This window comes from Tenacibaculum litopenaei (genome assembly GCF_964514025.1).
In the GTDB taxonomy this organism is placed as follows: Bacteria; Bacteroidota; Bacteroidia; order Flavobacteriales; family Flavobacteriaceae; genus Polaribacter; species Polaribacter litopenaei.
The window spans coordinates 67,321-86,709 of sequence record NZ_CAZEQT010000008.1; the positions used below are offsets into that span (position 1 = coordinate 67,321).

Annotated in this window: 17 protein-coding genes; 8 read left to right on the plus strand and 9 right to left on the minus strand. The window is 39.5% G+C overall.

Translation table 11 applies throughout. From position 1 onward, the window contains the following. Window positions 1–35: 35 nt before the first annotated feature. The 8 genes from ACKTS5_RS18140 to mraZ are packed head-to-tail and all read right to left on the minus strand — an operon-like array spanning window position 36 to window position 8,982. Entirely contained in the window at window positions 36–1,223 is a 1,188-nt protein-coding gene (locus ACKTS5_RS18140; protein ID WP_408045303.1) for an FtsW/RodA/SpoVE family cell cycle protein, read from the minus strand. 19 nt (window positions 1,224–1,242) lie between these two features. Next, window positions 1,243–2,577 (minus strand): UDP-N-acetylmuramoyl-L-alanine--D-glutamate ligase, encoded by a 1,335-nt coding sequence (gene murD / locus ACKTS5_RS18145; RefSeq protein ID WP_408045304.1) that lies wholly within the window; start codon window positions 2,575–2,577, stop codon window positions 1,243–1,245. Beyond that, on the minus strand, window positions 2,577–3,803 hold the full coding sequence (gene mraY / locus ACKTS5_RS18150) for a phospho-N-acetylmuramoyl-pentapeptide-transferase (protein ID WP_408045305.1): 1,227 nt from the start codon (window positions 3,801–3,803) through the stop codon (window positions 2,577–2,579). The genes murD and mraY overlap by 1 nt, the downstream gene beginning before the upstream one ends. Window positions 3,804–3,809: 6 nt before the next feature. Beyond that, window positions 3,810–5,273 carry a UDP-N-acetylmuramoyl-L-alanyl-D-glutamate--2,6-diaminopimelate ligase gene (locus ACKTS5_RS18155; RefSeq protein ID WP_408045306.1) on the minus strand — a complete coding sequence of 488 codons (1,464 nt, stop codon included), beginning with the start codon at window positions 5,271–5,273 and terminating at the stop codon, window positions 3,810–3,812. Beyond that, window positions 5,270–7,288, minus strand: coding sequence for a penicillin-binding protein (locus tag ACKTS5_RS18160; RefSeq protein ID WP_408045307.1), 2,019 nt, complete (start codon window positions 7,286–7,288; stop codon window positions 5,270–5,272). Before ACKTS5_RS18160 ends, ACKTS5_RS18155 begins: the two co-directional genes overlap by 4 nt. Before the next feature lie 8 nt (window positions 7,289–7,296). Continuing rightward, window positions 7,297–7,626, minus strand: a complete 330-nt coding sequence (locus ACKTS5_RS18165) for an FtsL-like putative cell division protein (protein ID WP_408045308.1) — start codon at window positions 7,624–7,626, stop codon at window positions 7,297–7,299. Between the two features lie 5 nt (window positions 7,627–7,631). Continuing rightward, window positions 7,632–8,528 carry a 16S rRNA (cytosine(1402)-N(4))-methyltransferase RsmH gene (rsmH, locus tag ACKTS5_RS18170; RefSeq protein WP_408045309.1) on the minus strand — a complete coding sequence of 299 codons (897 nt, stop codon included), beginning with the start codon at window positions 8,526–8,528 and terminating at the stop codon, window positions 7,632–7,634. Continuing rightward, the gene (gene mraZ / locus ACKTS5_RS18175) at window positions 8,515–8,982 is read right to left on the minus strand and encodes a division/cell wall cluster transcriptional repressor MraZ (protein ID WP_408045310.1); all 468 of its coding nucleotides are present in this window, start codon (window positions 8,980–8,982) and stop codon (window positions 8,515–8,517) included. Before mraZ ends, rsmH begins: the two co-directional genes overlap by 14 nt. 202 nt (window positions 8,983–9,184) lie before the next feature. On the opposite strand from mraZ, the gene ACKTS5_RS18180 reads away from it, so the two are divergent. From ACKTS5_RS18180 to ACKTS5_RS18205, 6 genes are read left to right on the plus strand one after another with little or no spacing between them, the layout of a single operon-like run. After that, a complete protein-coding gene (locus tag ACKTS5_RS18180; protein WP_408045311.1) occupies window positions 9,185–9,949 on the plus strand; it encodes an alpha/beta fold hydrolase in 765 nt (254 codons plus the stop codon). 2 nt (window positions 9,950–9,951) lie between these two features. After that, window positions 9,952–10,563 carry a ribosome biogenesis GTP-binding protein YihA/YsxC gene (yihA, locus tag ACKTS5_RS18185; protein WP_408045312.1) on the plus strand — a complete coding sequence of 204 codons (612 nt, stop codon included), beginning with the start codon at window positions 9,952–9,954 and terminating at the stop codon, window positions 10,561–10,563. Window position 10,564: 1 nt separating this feature from the next. Beyond that, window positions 10,565–11,251, plus strand: a complete 687-nt coding sequence (locus ACKTS5_RS18190; RefSeq protein ID WP_408045313.1) for an RluA family pseudouridine synthase — start codon at window positions 10,565–10,567, stop codon at window positions 11,249–11,251. A gap of 28 nt (window positions 11,252–11,279) precedes the next feature. Continuing rightward, window positions 11,280–12,314: an alkane 1-monooxygenase gene (locus ACKTS5_RS18195; protein WP_408045314.1), complete on the plus strand. Its 1,035-nt coding sequence runs from the start codon at window positions 11,280–11,282 to the stop codon at window positions 12,312–12,314. A gap of 3 nt (window positions 12,315–12,317) precedes the next feature. Beyond that, entirely contained in the window at window positions 12,318–13,691 is a 1,374-nt protein-coding gene (locus tag ACKTS5_RS18200; protein WP_408045315.1) for an aldehyde dehydrogenase, read from the plus strand. 19 nt (window positions 13,692–13,710) lie between these two features. Continuing rightward, window positions 13,711–14,448 (plus strand): nitroreductase family protein, encoded by a 738-nt coding sequence (locus tag ACKTS5_RS18205; RefSeq protein WP_408045316.1) that lies wholly within the window; start codon window positions 13,711–13,713, stop codon window positions 14,446–14,448. Between the two features lie 33 nt (window positions 14,449–14,481). On the opposite strand, the gene ACKTS5_RS18210 is transcribed toward ACKTS5_RS18205, so the two are convergent. After that, on the minus strand, window positions 14,482–16,863 hold the full coding sequence (locus tag ACKTS5_RS18210) for a penicillin acylase family protein (RefSeq protein ID WP_408045317.1): 2,382 nt from the start codon (window positions 16,861–16,863) through the stop codon (window positions 14,482–14,484). A gap of 68 nt (window positions 16,864–16,931) precedes the next feature. Between ACKTS5_RS18210 and ACKTS5_RS18215 the strand changes: the two genes are divergently transcribed. Both ACKTS5_RS18215 and galE read left to right on the plus strand, forming a co-directional pair. Further along, window positions 16,932–18,059: a DegT/DnrJ/EryC1/StrS family aminotransferase gene (locus ACKTS5_RS18215; protein WP_408045318.1), complete on the plus strand. Its 1,128-nt coding sequence runs from the start codon at window positions 16,932–16,934 to the stop codon at window positions 18,057–18,059. Between the two features lie 2 nt (window positions 18,060–18,061). Beyond that, the gene (gene galE, locus ACKTS5_RS18220) at window positions 18,062–19,072 is read left to right on the plus strand and encodes a UDP-glucose 4-epimerase GalE (protein ID WP_408045319.1); all 1,011 of its coding nucleotides are present in this window, start codon (window positions 18,062–18,064) and stop codon (window positions 19,070–19,072) included. Window positions 19,073–19,389 lie beyond the last annotated feature (317 nt).

Here is a 19,389-nt window from a genome sequence, read left to right on the forward strand (position 1 = left end):
AATTAATTTCCATTTCTTTTACTACACGATTCAATTTAAATGGTTTCGTGTAAAATATCCAGGGGATTATCATCCAAGATCGTCTCCTCTGTTTCATCTTTTGATCCGCTCACGCTCAGGATGATCCCGAGTGCAAAACAAGTCATCCAAATCGAGGTACCTCCACTACTTATCAAGGGTAGTGTTTGCCCTGTCACTGGTAATATATTCACTGCAACAGCCATGTTAATTATCGCCTGAAATACAATGGGGATTCCAACCCCAATAACCATGAGTGTTCCAAAAATAGTCGTCGCTTTTTTAGCGGTGACTAATATTCTAAACAAGAGTAGGAAGTACATAAAAACTACGATTCCTCCTCCTAATAATCCGTATTCTTCTATGATAATTGCATAGATAAAATCGGAAGACGACTGGGGTAAGAAATTTTTCTGTACACCTTTTCCTCCTCCTTTACCCAACGGACCTCCCGTTGCAATAGCTATCTTCGCCTTCTGTACTTGATAATTCTCCGTTCCTCCTTCTTTCGAAAAGTTTTCCAATCTACTCAACCAAGTATCAACACGGTTGTGCATCGCATCAGGAAAAGCTTTTGCTACCAGAATAAAAAACAGCAACGAGAACAATCCAATACTTAAAATATACCCAATGTATTTTAACGGGTAACCTCCTATAAAGGTCAACAACAAAATCATGGTAAATACAATCGCTGTTGTTGAAAAATTCGCCGGTAACACCAACATTAAAATAATACCTACTGGTAACCATAGCTGAATCAAACTATCTTTAAACTCTATCCGTTTCTCTTTGTTCTTTGCCAAGTACCTCGCTACGTATACCATAAGCACAACCCCTGCCAAAGTAGAAGTCTGAAACCCTATTCCTACAAATGGAATCCGTATCCATCTACTCGCATTGGCTCCACCAATGGTCGTTCCTTGCGCCAAAGTAACTACGAGCAACAATACCACAACAGGCAGCATGAGTACGGCTCCTCCACTAAAATATCGATAGGGGATTTTATGCACTCCGTAAATAATCGCAAAACCTGTAATCAAGAGCACTATGTGCTTTAACAGGTGCCCAATAGTCGACCCTTTCCCCACTACATATACCAAATTGGTACTTGCACTGTATACGGGCATAAATGAAAATATTGCCAATGCTGCCACAATAGCCCAAATAGCTCTATCTCCTTTGATATGTTGAAAAATCGACTTCATCTATTCCTATAATCGTCTTTTATAAATTTCGAACCGCGTTTTTAAACTTGGTTCCTCTGTCTTCGTAGCTCTTAAACAAATCGAAACTAGCACAAGCAGGTGACAACAATACGGTATCTCCTTTCTCCGCTAATTTATACGCTACTTTGACAGCTTCTTCAGCTCCAGCAGTTTCAATTAACTCATCAACTACGTTCTCAAACGTGTCAATAATTTTAGTATTGTCGATTCCTAAACAAACAATTGCCTTCACCTTTTCACGTACCAGTGGAAGCAAATCGGTATAATCATTTCCTTTATCAACTCCACCTACGATCCAGATAGTCGGAGCATCCATACATTCGAGTGCATAAAACGCAGCATTGACATTGGTTGCCTTACTATCATTAATGAACTGTACTCCATTGGTTCTCTGAACGCTTTCCAAACGGTGTTCTACTCCTTCAAACCCTGATAAGCTCTCAGCAATAGAGGCTTTTCTCGCTTTTAATAATCTCGCTGCCATCGCTGCTGCCATTGCGTTTTTAGTGTTGTGTTTTCCCTGTAATTTTAACTCTGAAACTTTCATTAGCTCTTCCTTGGCAAATAAATTTAACTGTATCGTATTGTCTTTAATAAAAGCACCATACTCCAGTTCTTCACCCAAAGAAAATGGAACCAATGTTGCCTCTGTTTCAATTGAATTAACAGCTCGCACTAATACCTCATCGTCCGCATCGTATAGTAGAAAATCAGCTGCTGTCTGATTCTCTGTAATTCTCAGTTTAGAGGCGATATAGTTCTCAAACTTATACTCATACCTATCGAGATGATCAGGAGTTATATTCGTAATTACAGCAATATGCGGACTGAACTCCTCTATGCCATCGAGTTGAAAACTACTCAACTCTAATACGTAATTATCTACCTGTTCGTTTGCCACTTGTTTAGCAAAACTATCTCCTATGTTCCCAGCTAAACCTACCTTAAATCCTGCGTTTTTCAACACGTGGTGGGTTAGCATGCTCGTCGTTGTTTTTCCATTGGACCCCGTTATTCCTACAATGGTCGCATCGGTATATTTCGAAGCGAATTCAATTTCAGAAACTACGGGAATACCCTGTTCTTTTATCTTTTGTACCAGTGGCACGCGGTCTGGAATTCCAGGACTCTTCATCACCACATCGGCTTTTAAAATTTCCTCTTCTGTATGTCTTCCTTCTTCGAAGGTTACCGAGAGATCTTGTAACACTCGTTTGTATTTATCGACAATCTCTCCTCGATCTGACACAAACACCTCAAAGCCTTTTTGCTTTCCTAAAATCGCTGTTCCTACACCGCTTTCTCCACCACCTAACACAACCAATCTCTTCATTATCTCAATTTTAGCGTTACTACAGTAAACACTGCTAATAATATTCCTACTATCCAAAATCTGGTAACGATTTTACTTTCGTGATACCCTAATTTTTGATAGTGATGGTGCAGCGGCGACATCTTAAAAATTCGCCTTCCTTCACCGTATTTTTTCTTTGTGTACTTGAAATACGAAACCTGTAACATCACTGATAAGTTCTCCGCCACAAAAATTCCTGCAAGTACTGGTAATAATAATTCTTTTCGTATCGCAATTGCTATAACGGCAATTACTCCTCCTATGGTTAAACTCCCCGTATCTCCCATAAACACTTGAGCCGGGTAGGTATTGTACCACAAAAATCCGATGAGTGCCCCGGCAAAGGCAAAAATAAACACCGTCATTTCTCCCGAATTAGGGATGTACATCACGTCTAAATAATCAGCAAAAATGATATTTCCTGAAACCCAAGCAAAAATGGCTAAGGCAACTACCATGATCGCCGATGATCCTGCAGCTAAACCGTCAATACCATCGGTCAAATTAGCTCCGTTAGATACCGCCGTTACGAGGAATACAGAAATAAAGATGAACACTATCCATCCGTAATCTCTAAAGTTCTCCCCTAAAAAGCTCAACGCTTTTGCGTAATCTAGTTCGTTGTCTTTTAGAAAAGGAACCGTCGTTTTAATCGACTTATGTGCTTCTCCGAAAACTTGTTTTTTCCCATTTGCTTGCACTACTTGCTGTGCTACCGGTAGCTGCTCTTTAATGGTGACATCTTGATGGAAGTACAGCATGGCTCCTACAATGATTCCTAAACCAACCTGTCCTAAAACTTTAAACTTCCCTTTTAATCCCTGTTTGTCCTTTTTAAAGACTTTAATATAATCGTCTGTAAAACCGATAACTCCCATCCACAGGGTAGTTATCAATAATAATATGATGTATATATTTTCTAGCTTTGCCAATAACAGTACAGGCACTAAGGTTCCTAAAATTATAATGAGTCCTCCCATGGTAGGAGTTCCCGCTTTTTCATTCTGACCTTCCAACCCCAAATCACGGATGGTTTCACCTACTTGCTGTCTTCTTAGAAAGTCAATGATTCGCTTTCCAAAAATCATGGTGATTAACAAAGACAAAATAAATGCCGCCGCCGCTCTAAAAGTGATGAACTGGAACACACTTGCTCCTGTCAAATTAAATTCCTTCTCTAAATATTGAAACAAATAATACAGCATCTATCCTTATCCTTTTAATTGTTTAAAACACATTACTACTTCCTCCATATCGTCAAAATGCTGGCGTTCTCCTTGAATTTCTTGATATGTTTCATGCCCCTTTCCTGCAATTAGTATGATGTCGCCGGGTTTTGCAAGCTTACAAGCCGTTTTAATGGCTTGTCTTCTATCGAGTATGGTAAGCGTTTTTGCATAGTACTCTTCAGGTACTCCCGCCTCCATTTCGTCTAGAATTGTTTGCGGATTCTCCGTTCGAGGATTGTCAGCCGTAAAAATAGCCTGCGAACTTAACTGAGCCGCTATTTGAGCCATTTTGGGTCGCTTGGTTTTATCTCGATCTCCTCCGCATCCTACAACAGTCATCACCTGTTCTTTTCCAGTTCGGATATCATTAATGGTCTGCAATACATTTTTGAGCGCATCAGGTGTATGTGCATAATCGACAATTGCAGTCACCCCTTCAGGAGAAACTGTATATTGAAATCTACCGCTCACACTTTCCAATTCACTTAGCAAACGCAATACTTCAAACGAATCCATACCAAGCTCCACAGCAACTGCGTATATGGCTAGTACATTGTAAGCGTTAAAGCTTCCGATTAACTTAATCCACAGTTCCACATTATTAACGGTCAACAAACTTCCAGAAAAACTCTTCTCGAGCACTTTCCCTTTGTAGTCCGCCAATGATTTTAATGCATAACTCAGCTTTTTGGCTTTGGTATTTTGCAACATGATGTTTCCGTTCTTATCATCGCTGTTGACCAAGGCAAATGCCTTTTTAGACAAACCGTCAAAGAAGGCCTTTTTAACATCTCTGTAGGCTGCGAACGTGTTGTGATAATCCAAATGATCGTGTGACAAATTGGTAAAAACACCACCATCAAACTCCAAAGCCTCTGTTCTACACTGATGAATTCCATGCGAACTCACCTCCATAAAACAATGAGTAACACCGGCATCTACCATGGTTCGCATATAGTGATTGATACTCACAGAATCCGGTGTTGTATGGGTTGCCGGAAACTCTTCAGTTCCGACCATTACTCTTACTGTTGACAACAATCCAACTTTATAACCCGCATTGACAAACAACTGATACAACAGCGATGCCACGGTTGTTTTTCCATTGGTCCCAGTAACCCCTACCAAGGTAAGTTCTGCTGACGGATGGTTATAAAAATTTGCTGCAATGACCGCTAAAGCACGACTTGCATTGCCCACCTTTACATAAGTAACTCCTTGAACTTGTTCTTCTGGTAACTGCTCACAAACCACTGCACGAGCACCTGACGCTATAGCTTTTGCTATAAAATCGTGCCCATCCACTGCCACACCTCGCTGTGCGACAAATAAAGTCCCTGCTTTTACCAAACGACTGTCAAAGCAGATAGCCTCTACCGGTACATTACTGTCACCAACAACAGAATGTACATCAACTTTCTCTAATATATCTTTTACCTGCTTCAATCTGCTAGCTTTAAATAAATCGTCGTTCCTTTCTTCAATTTTATACCGTTCTCCACGGATTGTTCTTTCACTCTGCCCATGCCAGAAAACTTCACTTTCATTCCCATATTCTCGAGAAGAGCAATGGCATCCATACCGCTCATTCCAATGACATTAGGCATTATTGTTTTGTACTTACTCAGTTTCTTATAATACTTCTGATAGTCTTTTTCTAAGCCTGCATAAGAAATAGTATCATTCACCAACTGATTATCAATTGGAGTGGATGTATAAATCTTGTGAGCTATCTCTTTAAAAACAGGAGCCGCTACTTTTGATCCGTAGTACCCTAAGGCCTTTTTAGGCTCATGAATAACAACGATGCACGAATATTTTGGGTTCTTTGCTGGAAAGAATCCGGCAAATGACGCCACGTATTTCGCACTTGAATAGTGCCCTGCTTGAATCAATTTCCCTTGTTCATCTCGCTTGGCTGGAATCCACTTTTTAGCTGTTCCCGTTTTACCTGCCATCGAGAAGTTCGGAGAATATATATTTTTAGCCGTTCCTTTTTTAACGGTATTTTCCATGATCTTCCTCACCTTATTCAAGGTTGTTTGCGAGGCAATCTTATCGCTGAGTACAACAGTACCAAAACTCTTATCCACTTTGTTACCCGTACGCAATTCTTTTACGAAATACGGCTTAACTAGTTTGCCATCATTGGCAACAGCATTGTAAAAAGCTAGGGTTTGCAAAGGAGTCAATGAAACTCCATACCCCCAAGCCATCCACTCTAACGAAATCGGGTGCCAACTCTTTTCAGAAGGGTTCGGGATATACGGTTTACCTTCTCCCTTAATTTTAACCCCAGTTAACTGATCGAGTCCAAACTTTTTAATTCTGTTTGTAAACTTTTTAGGCTTGCGATCGTAATACTTTCGAATCGTTTTTACAATTCCGACATTGGAAGACACCTCAAAAACTCGTGCTAATGAAATTTTCCCATGCCCACCTGGCTTACTATCTTCAACCTTTCGGTTATTGATAAATATCTTCCCTTTCTCGCAGTCTACAATGGCAGAAGTATCGATCACTCGATCTTCTAAAGCCACCATTAAACTTGCCAGCTTAAACGTAGATCCAGGCTCATGACTTTCCCAAACCGCATAATTTCTCTTTTCGTAATAGGTTCCTTTAGAGGTACGTCCTAGGTTAGAAATGGCTCTAATTTTACCCGTTTTCACCTCCATCACTACAGCACAACCGTGTTCTGCATTAAATTTCTCCAATTGCTTTAACAACGCATGATGGGTAATATCCTGGACATTAACATCTATCGTGGTAATCACATCATGACCATCAACAGGTTCTTTTTCGTTCCCATCGTTAATAGGTTTCCACTGCCCCTTGGCAATCTTCTCCTTTAACCTCCAACCATTTTCACCTTGCATAAAACTAGCAAAGGCCCCTTCTATACCGGCACCTCCTCTATAATCATCATATCCAATAGTACGCTCTGCAATCTTACCAATAGGATGCACTCGCACTGTTTGCTGTTCAGCTATGAATCCTCCCTTAAACATTCCTAAATTAAAAATCGGAAAGGTCTTCATTTTAGCGTAATCATTATACCCTACGTTTCGAGCGATGAGTAAATAACGATTTTTACGTTGCTGCGCCTGACGAAGCTTATCCTGATAATAACTAGAAGGCTTCCCTAACATATTCGAAAGCGAATCTGATAGCGCTCGGATATTTTTCTCGAATATCGATTGCTTTACGGTAACCACATCCATTCGGATGGTGAATTTAGACATTGACGTCGCCAATAAATTCCCATCCGCCGCATAGACATTCCCTCTATTTGCAAATATTGTATCGTTTTTAACGGTATTCTGTTTAGCTAATCGTCTATACTTATCTCCTTCTATATATTGGAGGTTGATGATCCTAAATACAATAACTACCAAAAAAAGCGTCATTAAAACAACTACTACATAGAGCTTATTTAATATGCTTTTTTTTATTACCATTAATATTATTAGTCTTTATTTATTGTTACTTTAATTTTCTTCGGTGGCTTTTCCAAAGGATTCAATCCTTTCCCTTTTACTTTTTTACGAATACTACTCTCCAACTTCATTCTCATTAATATGGTACTCGTATCTACGTACTCTGCACGCAAACGCCTCTTTTCTTTATTCAGCTCTCCGAGCTTCATCACCTTGGCATCTACACTGTGTGCACTAGAAATCATTACCAGCAACAACGCTACGACAAAGATTAACATACGCCAATTTTTAAAAGCGCTGTCATCCGTTAAGAAACCTCCTCTTAAAACATCGTATATCCCACCTTTCAACTTCGTCATGGTCGTTACTTTAATGTTGCAATACGCAACTTTGCACTCCTAGCTCTATTATTTTCTTTAATCTCTTCTTTAGTAGGAATAATCATTTTCCCCACTTTCTTTAGAGGCTCATTGGTATTCCCGTAAAAATCTTTTTCTGGCTCTCCACTAAACAGGCCCGTACGGATAAAACGCTTCACCAACCTATCTTCCAAGGAATGATAAGAGATCACACTAAGGCGTCCATCTTCATTCAACAAGTCAGGGATCTGCATTAAAAACTCTTTTAACACTTCCAACTCTTGGTTGACCTCGATGCGCACTGCTTGATAAATTTGCGCCAGGATTTTATGTTCCTTCGCTTTCGGCAAAAAGCGCTGTAATACTTCTTTCAACTGAAAACTCGTTTCAATACGACGTTCCGATCGAGCTTCTACAATTGCCTTCGCCAACGCTCTAGCATTCCTCAACTCACCGTACAAAAACAAGACATCTGCCAATTGCTTTTCTTCGTAATCGTTTACGACCACTTTTGCAGACAATTGCGACTTTTGATCCATTCTCATATCCAAGTCTGCATCAAAACGCGTTGAAAACCCACGCTCAGCAGCATCAAACTGATGTGATGAAACTCCGAGATCTCCCAAAACGCCATCTACTTTCTTCACTCCATAAAACCTCAAAAACCTCGAAATAAAACGAAAATTTTCTCCGATCAACACAAACCGTGGATCCTCTATTTTATTTTGTTGCGCATCCGGATCTTGATCAAACGCAAATAGGCGCCCATTAGGCCCCAATCTACTCAAGATTTCTCTTGAATGCCCACCTCCTCCAAAGGTCACATCAACATACACTCCATCTTCCTTAATTGCTAAGGCATCCACACTTTCCTTTAATAAAACCGGGCTATGATAATTCATCCAAATCTATATTTCCCATTACTTCTTCTGCCAAATCAGCAAAATCAACAACAGCATCATCAATTACTTGTTCGTAAGCGTCTTTATCCCAAATTTCTATAATGTTTACTGCCGACGACAATACGAGTTCCTTCGTCAACCCTGCAAACTGACAGAGATCCTTAGCAACCAACATCCTTCCGTTAGCATCCACTTCAACCACTTTTACACCAGCGGTGAATCGTCGGATAAAATCGTTATTCTTTTTAACAAATCGATTTAATTTATTCAACTTGGCCATCACCAAATCCCACTCTTGTTTTGGATAGACCTCTAAACAACGCTGAAAAACAGAACGTTTCACTACAAAACCTTCTTGTAATACTGGGGCCAACTGCTTTTTGAACGCTGCTGGCATCATTAATCTGCCTTTCGCATCCATCTTACACTCATATGTCCCAATAAGACTTATCACGTTCCAAATCGATAGTTTGCATCAAAAATATAAAAAAAATACCACAATTTCCCACTTTAAACCACATTGTTAATAATTTTTACACCACCCCATAATTAACTATAAATCAAGAGCTTCTCAACAAAATTCAGAAGGCAGATAATTAAAATGAAAAAGTCCTAAAAAAAAACTACATTTGTCGTTAAGTCAAATCAAACTTTTTATGACTGAATATTTAAAGAAAGAAGGCAAATTTACATACGCAGAAGCAGGAGAAGGAAAACCGATCATCGTACTACACGGACTCATGGGTGCATTGAGTAATTTTGACGCAACTTTTCAATATTTTTCAGAAAAAGGATACAAAGTATTCATACCTGAACTCCCCTTATATACCCTACCATTACTAAAGACTAATGTAAAAAATCTCGCAAATTTCTTACATGAGTTCATCGCCTATAAAAACCTGAAAGACGTTATTTTATTGGGGAACTCACTCGGTGGGCACATCGCTTTGTACTACATCAAGCAATATCCTGAAGAGGCTGCTGCTTTAGTACTTACTGGAAGTTCAGGACTGTATGAAAACTCAATGGGAAATAATTATCCGCGTAGAGGAGATAAAGATTTTGTACGCAATAAAACGAGGGATGTATTTTACGACCCGAATATAGCTACTGACGAATTAGTGGATCAAGTATACGAAGTCATCAATGATCGTAACTCGTTGGTACGCACCTTGGCCATAGCCAAAAGTGCCGTTCGTCATAATATGGCTAATGACTTACCTAACCTCAAACAGCCTACCTGCCTCATTTGGGGGAAACAGGATACCGTAACCCCACCAGAGGTTGCTGAGGATTTCCACAAGCTACTTCCAGACTCAGATTTGTTTTGGATTGACAAATGTGGTCATGCGGCAATGATGGAAACTCCTGAGGAGTTTAATGAAATTCTTGAAAACTGGTTTAAGTCTCGAAATATTTAAGTATGAAAATCAAAACGGCAGAATTTGTAATAAGTAATACAAATGTAACCAAGTGCCCAAAAGAGCGTCTTCCTGAATACGCTTTTATCGGTCGTTCTAATGTTGGTAAATCATCATTAATCAACATGTTGATGGAACGAAAAGACTTGGCTAAAATATCAGGGAAACCAGGAAAAACGCAGCTGATTAATCATTTTAAAATTAATAATGAATGGTTTTTGGTTGACTTACCAGGGTACGGATACGCAAAGGTTTCCAAAAAGAAAAGAGCCAAATTCCAATCGTTTATTGAAAATTATTTTCGTGAACGCGAGCAATTGGTTTGTACTTTTGTTTTGGTTGATTCAAGGCATGATCCTCAAAAAATAGATTTAGAATTTATGCAGTTTCTCGGTGAAAATCGCATTCCTTTTGGAATCGTATTTACCAAAGCTGATAAGCTAGGAAGTTCTAAACTGAACAAACAAATCACCTCTTACAAGAAGAAACTATTGAATTATTGGGAGTCACTTCCGATGACTTTCATAACGTCTTCTTCAAGTGGTTTTGGAAGAACTGAGTTTTTAAAATTCATCGAAGAAGTAAACGAAGACGTCGCTTCTGATTTTAAATAAAATGCATACTACTCCGCAAAATTTACAGGTACTTTTTGAAGACAACCACTTGCTTATCGTCAATAAGCGCGCTGGAGATATCACCCAAGGAGATAAAACGGGAGACCTTCCGCTAAGCGATATTATCAAGAGTTACATCAAGGAGAAATACCAAAAACCAGGGAATGTGTTTTTAGGTACCGTACACCGCTTAGACCGACCTACCTCTGGAGTGGTAATTTACGCTCGTACGTCAAAGGCTTTGGAGCGACTCAATAAAATGCTTCGCGAGAAGGAAATCAAAAAGACCTATTGGGCAGTCGTTAAAAAGGGGAAAATTCCAGCAAAGGCTACCCTCGAACACTACCTGAAAAAAAATCCTAAAAACAATAAATCTTACGCTCATAAAAAAGAAGTTCCTGGGAGTAAAAAAGCCGTATTACATTACGAAACGCTAAAAAACCTATCGAACTATACCCTTTTGGAGGTAGATTTAGAAACAGGTCGTCACCATCAGATACGCGTTCAATTATCGTCGTTAGGAACCCCAATTAAAGGAGATTTAAAATACGGTGCTGCACGCAGTAATAAAAACGGAAGTATTCATTTACACGCTCGAAAGATCGCATTTACGCACCCAGTAAGTAAAGAACTCATTTCCATTACCGCTCCATTACCTGAAGATCCAGTTTGGGAAGCCTGCTTATAATTTCGTATATTGAGGGAAATTTAATCCCATGAAGGCTTTAAAATTCCTTGCTTTTCTCATATTACCACTCACGGTATCCATTTCTTTTACGCAACGAGGACTGTGGGTTTACCTGCCGTTAGTCGTCTTTTTTGTACTCGTTCCGCTCATGGAATTCCTGTTCAAACCTGACAAATCTAACTTTGATACAACGCAAGAAGCCAAGGAAAAGGAAAACCCTATTTACACATGGATACTCTACCTCACCGTTCCTGTTCAACTGCTCTATCTCTATTGGTTTGTCCTGAGCATTCAGGAGCCTGGCTTGAGCAGTTCCGAGTTTGTCGGACGCATTTTCGCTATGGGTTTGATGTGTGGAGTCATCGGTATTAATGTCGGACACGAACTAGGGCATCGCAACAATCGCTTTGACGAATTTCTAGGAGAAATCCTCCTTTTAAGTTCACTAAACACACATTTTCTTCCCTACCACAATGCCGGACATCATTTGAATGTGGCAACCCCGAAGGATGCTGCAACCGCTCGACGAGGAGAAGTCGTGTATTTATTTTGGTTTCGCTCTCACTTTCAAAGCTATTGGCAAGCGTGGCAGGCTGAAAACAAACGGCTCGTAGCTTCAGGGCGACCTGCCTTTCATTGGCAAAACAGAATGCTGATCTATACGCTTTGTAATGTTGTACTGTTAGGACTGATTTTTTATTTCTTGGGAACTACGGTGCTCTTCGCATTTGTAGCTGCTTCCATTGTGGGAATATTACTGCTCGAAACAGTAAATTACATAGAACATTACGGACTGTTGAGAAAGCAAAACAGTCGCGGTCGTTACGAACGTGTCAAAAGAACACATTCTTGGAATTCTGACCACGTTATAGGCAAGCTTATGCTGTTCAACCTATCTCGTCATTCCGACCATCATTACAACGGTAGTAAGCATTATCAACTATTAAAAACCCTACCAGAGAGCCCACAAATGCCAACTGGATACCCAGGTATGATGCTCTTGGCTTTATTTCCCCCACTCTGGTTTAACTTAATGAATAAAAAACTTCGCGAATTAAACTAATTTATGAATATCCCTGAACTACTGCTAGCACAAAAGGCCTTTTTTGCCAGTCAAACAACGAAGGATTTATCTTTCAGAAAATCCTCTTTACAACGCCTACAGGCAGAACTTGTAAAAAGAGAAAATGACATTGTCGCTGCACTACATCAAGACTTTAAAAAATCGGCGTATGAAGCTGTGATGACAGAAACCAGTATTGTACTCTCTGAATTAAAGCTAGCCATCAAAAATTTGGGTAGCTGGAGTAAACCCAAACGCGTACGTCCTTCTATTTTAAATTTTCCATCATCGGCAAAAATATACAAGGAACCTTATGGCAATACGCTTATCATTGCTCCTTGGAACTACCCTTACCAATTAGCCATAGCTCCTGTAATTGGAGCTGTCGCAGCAGGAAATACAGTGGTGCTTAAACCGAGTGAACTCACTCCTAATACCAGTGCGCTCATCAAGAGCATTATTGAAAACGTTTTTGATTCACGCCATGTTGCCGTGGTAGAAGGTGGCATTCCTGAAACACAAGAATTATTGGCACAACGCTGGGACTATTTATTCTTTACAGGAAGTGTTCCTGTTGGAAAAATTGTTGCCAAAGCTGCAGCCGAACACCTCACTCCGGTTACGCTTGAGTTGGGTGGTAAAAGCCCTTGTATTGTCGACGATAGCGCCTCTATTGACCTAGCCGCAAAACGCATTGTTTGGGGGAAGTTCATCAACGGAGGCCAAACCTGTATTGCTCCCGATTACTTGCTTATTCACCCGAGTGTGAAAGACGCTTTCGTGGAAGCTTTCAAAAAAGAAGTTGCCAAAGCTTACGGAGAGAATCCTGAAAATTCAGAGGACTTTCCGAGAATTGTCAACACCAAAAATTTCGATCGATTGACAAAAATGCTCGAAAATGAAACTTGCTTGATCGGTGGCACTAGCAACCGAGAAGATTGCTATATTGCTCCAACCCTCATCGATGAACCTTCACTAGATAGTGAAGTGATGAAAGGAGAAATTTTTGGCCCTATATTGCCCTTAGTAACCTTTCATTCAGAACAAGACCTCGAACGAATTATAGGTACTTACGACAAGCCTTTAGCACTCTACGTATTTACAGGAAAAAAAGCCTTTGCGAAACGTATCATACAACGATACTCTTTTGGAGGTGGAACTATCAATGACACTACTGTTCACTTTGCCAACCATAGACTTCCCTTTGGAGGCGTTGGTGAAAGCGGTATCGGAGGATACCACGGAAAGCAAAGTTTTGATACTTTCAGTCATCACAAAGGTGTTGTTAGTCGCGGTACTTGGTTGGATATTCCCACTCGATACGCTCCTTATAAAGGCAAACTAAAACAACTCAAAACCTTAATGAAATTTGGCTAATCGCCCTGAATCTCTCCCTATGAATACAAAAACAGTAAGTGAAGCGATCGATTACCGACGATCGGTTCGCGTATATGACCCTGAAAAAAAACTGGATACAGCTGTAGTGAAACGCTGTATTGCACAAGCGAGTTTAGCTCCAAATAGCAGTAATATGCAATTATGGGAATTTTACCACGTAAGCTCGCCAGAACTCATAGCTCAATTGGCTCCATTGTGTTTTAATCAGAACGCAGCAAGAACCGCTCAACAACTTGTCGTTTTTGTCGTAAGAAAAGATCTCTGGAGGAAAAGAGCTAAGGCGAACCTTTCATATATGGATCGCGTATTCGGAACAAATACTCCAAAAAAACAGCAGAGCTCAAGAGAAAAAGTTGCGCGAAACTACTACGGCAAACTCATTCCGTTTACCTACAGTGACTTTTTTGGAATTTGGGGTTGGATAAAATATCTCATCGTTTCTATTGTGGGCTTGTTTAAACCCATGTATCGTGAAGTTCGCTCCAGCGATATGCGTGTCGTAGCCCATAAAACCTGTGGTTTAGCAGCACAAACCTTTATGCTGTCTATGGCTGCTGAAGGATATGATACCTGCCCAATGGAAGGTTCAGATACCAAAAGAGTAAAAAAATTACTTAAGATACCATCAAAAGCAGAAATTAATATGATCGTTTCTTGTGGTGTTCGCAAACCCGAAGGTGTTTATGGAGAACGCTTTCGAATTCCATTTGAAGAAGTATATCATCACATAAGCTAAAAAAAGGAGGTTTTAAAACCTCCTTTTTTTATTCTATCTTCCTGGATTGCATCGCAACTTTTTTGAAACCTCTTTAATTTTTGCTTCATTTATTAACATGGGTACGAACTTTCCATTGACGTATTTCTCCGCCTGATTTCCGTAATACGGACTAAATAAATTTCCAGATTGCCCTGTTGGAATAATGGCTTTTGCTCCCTCGATATCCGAAAAATCAATAATCCTCCTAGTAGAAGGTCCAGCATGTACCTTGTAATATCCTGTACTATCAATTTTATAAATATGATTATTGATCACCTGATCACCACCACGAGACACAAAAGGTCCTACGTTAAATAAGCTTCTCAAAAGGCCTCCCGCCTTGCCAATAGCATGCTCGTGTTCAACACTCATTACGCGTTTCCACTTCCAATCTTCGACATTTTCTCCTAGTTGTGTCTTTAAAAAACTCACAGTTCTGTTAAAGGCCGCCGTTACTATTGCTCGTTTCGTTTCTTTTTCTGGGGTTTTGATATCGTCCCACCAAACCGAATTTACTCTACGTACTTGTTGCGCCATTACCTTTTCTTCTAGGGGCGTATTTACAAAAACCTTGAATGCCGGTCCTAGTTCGTCTTTAAAGGTCCCACTGACAAACTCATACCACCATCGGTTGTAAATTACAGGCCCTACGGCTTCCAATTCAAATTTACCGTCCCAAGACCGCAACAATTCCAATGCCTTTAAAGCACTTGGACTCAAATGATCTCGCTCCGTACTCGTTATTAAATAGTTACTGATTTCTGGCGCCGTGGTCGACCTAATATCCGTGATCATGGTTTCCATATCCTCTTGGGTAATATCAGATTTCGACTCCAACAAGTGAACGATACGCTTTGCTCGGTCTTCAGGTAGGTAATACCCTGGATAAAGCATCCCAGCAATAGAATCTGGTTGATTATTTGCTGAATAGACATAATTCCATGGTGGATTTACCGCCTGAGGATTGCTATCAAAGTTCAGGTAAGAAACGATTTCATCCTTTCCTGTCTTCCCCTCTAAAAACACTTTTGTTTCTATACTGTCTCTGTATTTATAAAGTTTTCCAGCAGCAAACCAAGCGATGTTATCACTTGCATCTCCGTACATCATATTCAATCCTGGCGCGTGCAACTTAGCAGCTCCCCGTTTAAATCCTTCCAATGACTTTGCATGCGAAAGTTCATAAGCAACATCGAGTAATTGATTCTCCTCTTTGGTATAAATCCACTGCATCGCTACAGGACGAGTTGTATTTAGACCTTCTAAAACTTCGTTCATTAACGGTCCATGTCTGCTTATTCGCTGCTCAAAAACAACGTCTTCTGCTCCTTTTACTTTTATCTTCCTCGTTGCTATTTGGTATTTTTGATAACCGTTTTCCGTAGCGTATTTTGTGGAATCTGAAGGATGGTCTTCTTCGTAAAAAAAGTCGACATCATCGTTTTCAAACATCGTCAAACCATACGCGTAATTCCTATTATGTCCCAATAACGGAAAGGGTGTTAACGCTAAATTAAAGCCGTACATTTCATAATCAGGAGTTACGATATGCGATTGATACCACACTGCTGGCTGTGCATACCCAATATGAGGATCATTGGCAAAAATTACTTTCTTATTTGCCGTTTTATTGGGCCCTACTACCCATGAATTACTCCCTATAAAAGTAGGAATTGGCAGCGTTTCTAAAACTTGCTGGACTTCCGTAATCATGGAACCTTTTACAGCCTGAACAGGTGCATTTTTTATCGCGGTCACATTACTTTCGGTTGCCTCCAGTAATTCTTCCAAATACGCAGCTCCCAGCTTTTCCTTGACTTCATTTAGTAATGGGTCTGTTTTGTGCGCTACGGCAAAGCTAAACGCCATATAACCGAAAACGTGATAAACATCTCGAATCGTATAGGGTTCTTTTTCTACCCCTAACATATGATACTCCAAGGGTGTTTTTCCGTTCTCAATAAACTCATTTACGCCTTTTAAGTAAGATTGCGTAAGCTTGTAGGCCTTTGATGTCGTATCTAGTTTTTGCAGTGCTTTTTCTGTAGCATCTTCAATACCCAAACCTTTAAAAAACCTATCTACTTTAAGTAACTTTTCACCAAACAGCTCCGATAACCTACCCGGTGCAATTCTTCTAATCAATTCCATTTGCCACAAGCGATCTTGCGCATGTACATATCCTAGTGTTTGGTAGGCATCGTACTGTGATTCGGCATAAATATGAGGTATTCCGTTATCATCAAAATATACATCCACTGGATTCTCCAATTCTTTAAGCTCCAATTGACCTTCATAAGAAGGGCTCGCATAGAACGAATAGATCCAAACTCCGATAATCAATAACAAAATTAGACCCAATACAAATAATAACAATCTTTTTAGTACGCGCATGATAGTAAATATTTCTATCAAAGATAACAGAATTAAGTCGTATTTTTGGACTGATAAAATTCATCAGAATGAAAAAAATTCACATGGTTGACTTACAAAGTCAATATCAACAAATAAAAGACGTAGTCGATACTTCTATTCAAGAAGTATTGAATTCATCTGCCTATATAAATGGACCTTATGTAAAAGAATTTCAGAAAGATCTAGAAGAATACTTAGGCGTTAAACACGTAATTCCATGTGCAAATGGTACAGATGCTCTTCAAATAGCAATGATGGGGTTGGGTTTGAAACCTGGAGACGAAGTCATCACTGTTGATTTCACCTTTGCTGCAACTGTTGAAGTAATTGGGTTGTTAAATTTAACACCTGTACTAGTAGATGTTGAAGAAGATACTTTTAACATGTCTATTGATGCACTTAAAAACGCCATCACCCCTAAAACAAAAGCCATTGTACCTGTTCATTTGTTTGGACAATGTGCAAACATGGAGGCCATATTAGAAGTTGCTAAAGCACACAACTTATTTGTCATAGAAGACAACGCTCAAGCGATTGGTGCTGACTATACCTTTAGCAATGGACACACACAAAAATCAGGAAGTATAGGACACGTTGGAACCACTTCGTTCTTCCCTTCAAAAAACCTCGGTTGCTACGGTGATGGTGGTGCCATTTTTACAAATGATGACGAGTTAGCGCATACCTTAAGAGGTATGGTGAACCACGGAATGTACAAGCGTTATTACCACGATGTTGTTGGCGTTAATTCACGATTAGACAGCATACAAGCTGCAGTATTAAAAGCTAAATTACCACATTTAGATACGTATTGCGAAGCGAGAAGAAAAGCTGCAATGTATTACAGTGATGCATTTTTAGAGAACCCAAATATTCTTACACCAGTAATCAGTTCATTTAGCACGCACGTATTTCACCAATATACTTTGAGAATTACCAATGGTAAACGCGATGCCTTACATCAACATTTGTTAGATCAAGGGATTCCTAATGCCATTTACTACCCTGTACCGCTTCACGCTCAAAAAGCTTATATGGATGAGCGTTACAAGGAAGAAGACTTCGTAACTACCAATAAATTGGTTCAAGAAGTGATTTCCTTACCAATGCATACAGAACTCGACGAAGAGCAACTTGAGTTTATTTCTAGTACTATCAACTCATTCATCAACTAGTTATGAAAAACATACTTGTTACTGGAGGATTAGGATTTATTGGATCACATACTGTTGTAGAATTACAAGCATCTGGATACCGTGTAATCGTTGTTGACGACTTATCAAATTCAACGGTTGACGTCCTTGAAAACATTGAAAAAATCAGTGGGATCAAACCTGATTTCCATCAACTTGATTTGAGAAATAAAAGCGATGTTCAACAACTATTTGCTACTACTTCTATTGATGGTATCATTCATTTTGCCGCTTTTAAGGCAGTCGGTGAAAGTGTCCACAAGCCCTTAGAATACTATGAAAACAATATAGGAAGCTTAGTTTACATTTTGCAAGAAATGGTGAAACACAATATTAAAAATTTCATTTTTAGTTCTTCCTGTACTGTTTATGGACAAGCAGAAACCCTACCAATAACAGAGTTAGAAAAAACAAAACCCGCTCTATCTCCATACGGCAATACAAAACAAGTTGGCGAAGAGATCATTATCGATGCGTGTAATGCCCATCAATTGAATGCTATTTCATTGCGCTATTTTAACCCAATCGGAGCTCATGATTCTATTCATATAGGTGAACTTCCCTTAGGTGTTCCTCAGAATTTAATTCCGTATATCACCCAAACTGCGATAGGCCTGCGCGACGAGCTGTCTATTTTTGGTAATGATTACGACACAAAAGACGGAACTGCTGTTCGAGACTACATTCATGTGGTTGATTTAGCAAAGGCACATATTGCGGCTCTTACTCGATTAGTAAATAAGGAAAATACAGAAAATTACGAATACTATAACGTAGGAACAGGTACTGGATTATCCGTGCTAGAAATCGTAGAGTCATTTGAGCGTGTAACTGAACAAAAATTAAATTACACCATTGTAGAACGACGAAAAGGTGATGTTACCGCCGCATTTGCCGATAATACTTTGGTTACCTCTAAACTTAAATGGCAACCAGAAAAGTCATTAGACGATGCCCTGCGTTCCGCTTGGGAATGGCAGAAAAAAAATACCTAAATAAAAAACCTCGAGTATCTCACTCGAGGTTTTTTTTGCAAAATTAAATATATAACTACTTCTATTACTTGAATACTTCATACAGCTTTGGCTAAAGCTAATTTTAAGCATTGTTTAAGGTATTATTTTGATCGAATACCACAGAAGTTCATTATACTATAATAAGCCTTTTAAATCGATTATTCTTACCAATAAATCAATTGCTAAGATTACAATTTAAGGCATAAAAAAACCTCACTACGGATGTAATGAGGTTTTAAAAGAAAGGCGACGACCTACTCTCCCACCAGTGGCAGTACCATCGGCGCTAATGGGCT